At 47.6% G+C, this 2,777-nt stretch carries 3 protein-coding genes; all 3 read left to right on the plus strand.

Features of this window, described 5'->3' with window-relative positions; all coding sequences use genetic code 11:
- Window positions 1-80: 80 nt before the first annotated feature.
- Genes pelF through N4310_RS08115 form a run of 3 tightly spaced genes read left to right on the plus strand, consistent with a single transcriptional unit; the run spans window position 81 to window position 2,696 of the window.
- Complete coding sequence (gene pelF, locus N4310_RS08105; protein WP_262092773.1) at window positions 81-692, plus strand: GT4 family glycosyltransferase PelF; 612 nt, start codon at window positions 81-83, stop codon at window positions 690-692.
- A gap of 2 nt (window positions 693-694) precedes the next feature.
- Window positions 695-1,948, plus strand: coding sequence for a hypothetical protein (locus N4310_RS08110; RefSeq protein ID WP_262092774.1), 1,254 nt, complete (start codon window positions 695-697; stop codon window positions 1,946-1,948).
- 25 nt (window positions 1,949-1,973) lie between these two features.
- Window positions 1,974-2,696 (plus strand): pseudouridine synthase, encoded by a 723-nt coding sequence (locus N4310_RS08115; RefSeq protein ID WP_262092775.1) that lies wholly within the window; start codon window positions 1,974-1,976, stop codon window positions 2,694-2,696.
- Window positions 2,697-2,777 lie beyond the last annotated feature (81 nt).

Genomic DNA, 2,777 nt, shown 5'->3' on the forward strand with positions numbered 1-2,777 from the left:
AAATCAAAAACTTCTAGAAACATTGATCTATCAGGGTTTCTAGAAGTTTTTTTAGTTATCTATGAATAATTCGGGGTCAGGTGATTCCTAATGGCTTAAATTGGGAGGACTGGCGGCAGTTCCAGATAAGAGAGGCTCGTCAGAACCCACGAATAGGAGCGGTTCTTCGCTGGACACCCCTAAAAAATGTCTTAGAATTGCTGTTTATCCATGCTGCCTTGTGCAGACAAGGTTATCCTGTAACGCTGGTCATTCTAGGAGCTGTTGAAGATACAACCTACTGGGACGTTTGCCAGAGAGCAATCCAGCGCTGGGAGATTCCAAATGTTGAAATTTTGGGTCACTGTTCCGTCCAGGAGCATTTGCCAGATTGGACCTGCTTGCTTTTGCCGTCCTTGTCAGAAGGACAGCCCTTGGCTATTCTTGAAGCGATGGCTGCCGGTCTTCCTTGTGTAGTCAGTGATGTTGGCTCCTGTCGCCAGTTGCTTGGCCAAGGGGTGGAGGGAATGGAAGTTGCCGGATTTTGTATCCGACCAGGGGATCGAGCTGGATTTATTGCGGCTTTGAGACAGATTTTGGACAATCCAGAATTGGGGATTGAGATGGGACAGGCAGGTCGGCGTCGGGTTCAAGCCTGCTACCAACAGGAGCAGGTTCTAGCAGCCTATCAAAAAATCTATGAGGTGGAGTGAGTATGCGGAAGATTTGTAGCCAGGGATTGCGTGCTATGCAGCTCCTACTAGTTCTTTATGGGAGTTTTCTGTTATTCCCTGTGTTTTTGCTATCCTTCAATCAGGTGCGGACCTGGTTAGGCCTCGGACAAGTAGGAGCCTTTCCCCTGTTCTTACCACTTTTGAGTTATGGTTTTTTAGGAGTCTTTCTGAGTCAGAGTTTCGTGCGACCTTGGATTAGTCGTGTACGCTTGGCTTGGTTTTTGTCCAGTGTACTGGGACTTGTTGGTCTCCAGTCGGTTATTTTGGGAGCTTATCTGTTTTATTATGACCGACTGAATCTCGAGACGGTTCTCGCCCTGTTATTGTTGGGAGCAGCCCTTTCTTCTCAGCTTTTGCGGGAACGGTTGGGAGCGAAGCTAGACGGGAATCGGTATAGCCGTCAGCTGTTGGGGATTTTTGGCTTGGTTTTATTGTTCTCGCTCCTGATGTGCCTGTTAGGGTTTGTTTCTGCTTTGACCCTGGGTTTGGTCTTGCTGTTCCTATTAGATGCCTGCTTGTTATGGGGGCAATTGGAAGGGGGCCCTACTCTGGTAGCCGTACCGGCTAGACAGGCTTGGCTAGGTCTTTGCTTTTTTGGTGCGATTTTGTTGCCCTTGATCGTGATCTATTGGTCACCGCTGGGGCAGGACTTTGCTCCTGGTCTGCGTCTAGCCCCAGTTTACGATCAGGCTGTATTGGTTGCGCTGTTGGTTTATCTCTTGTTTAGTGCCCAGTGGCTAGGGTTTAAGGAAGCTTACTTTTCTCCAACTTGGCAGGATCTTGTTGGTGGCTTGAATGGCAACGCTTCGGTTCAGTATTTGGAAGCTTTTGAAAGTTCGTGTCAGAAACGGATGGATGTCTATCTTTGTGTGTGGTTGTTAGAGTTTTTTCTCCTTCTGGCAGGTTTATGCCTTTATTTGACAGCTCATCCCTTAAACTGGGTTAGTTATTATCTTACTTTGTTGCTGCCGGCCTATAGCTTGCTGCAGTTGTTACAAGTTTTCCAGTCCCTTTTTCAGGATCTCCTCCAATTTTCCTTTGTTTGGCGCCTAGTAGCCTGTTTTTGTGGCATTAACGGACTTTTTGCTGGCTTGTCAATTTGGTTAGGGGTTTTTTACTTTGGCCTTGGTTTTTTACTGGGGGCTGCTTTGGCAGTTGCCTTGGCTTACCGCCAGTATGAGGGGCTCAGAGGTCAGTGGCTCTACGCTATTGTTTCCTATTATGAGGCGGCGTGATATAATTTGAGAAAGGAGGGACGTTATGCGTTTGGATCGCTATTTAGTAGAAGTTGGCCTAGGTTCTCGGTCTGAGGTAAAGCAGGTTATCAAAAAAGGTCTGATCAAGGTCAATGGCCAGGTTGAAAAAAGTGCTAAGGCGCATATCCGGGAAGGGCAAGATCAAGTCCGCTATCAGGATCAGGAGCTGACTTATCAGACCTTCTATTACTGGATGCTCAACAAGCCTGCGGGAGTCCTTTCAGCTACAAAGGATAATTCCGGTAAGACGGTTTTAGACTTATTAGCGCCAGAAGATTGGCGTAAGGATCTATTTCCAGTGGGACGTCTGGACAAGGATACGGAAGGGCTCTTGCTTTTAACCAATAATGGACCCTTGGCCCATGCCCTCTTATCTCCCAAACGGCATGTAAGCAAATTGTATCGGGCTTTAGTTGCCGGGGAGATGACGGTAGAGGACCAGCAGCGTTTTGCAGAGGGAATCGCCTTCAAGGATTTTACCAGTCAGCCTGCTGAGTTAGAAATCCTAGAGAGTGGTGAGGGACGTTCGGAAGTTCTGATTCGAATCCAGGAGGGGAAATTCCATCAGGTTAAGCGAATGGTGGCAGCCTGTGGAAAGGAAGTTACTTATCTGGAGCGTCTAGCCATGGGGCCCTTGCAATTGGATCCGAATTTGGCAAGAGGAGCTTACCGGCCTCTGACAGAGGAGGAATTGGCTCTTTTTGAGGATCTAGATCTGCCTTTGTAGACTGAATGAATCATTCCCGTTGTCTCTGATCCGATGTATACCAAGGGAATAGAAGAGTATAAAAAGAAAAATCGCCACGGT

The sequence above is a fragment of the Streptococcus danieliae genome, assembly GCF_025447695.1.
Classification (GTDB): Bacteria; Bacillota; Bacilli; order Lactobacillales; family Streptococcaceae; genus Streptococcus; species Streptococcus danieliae.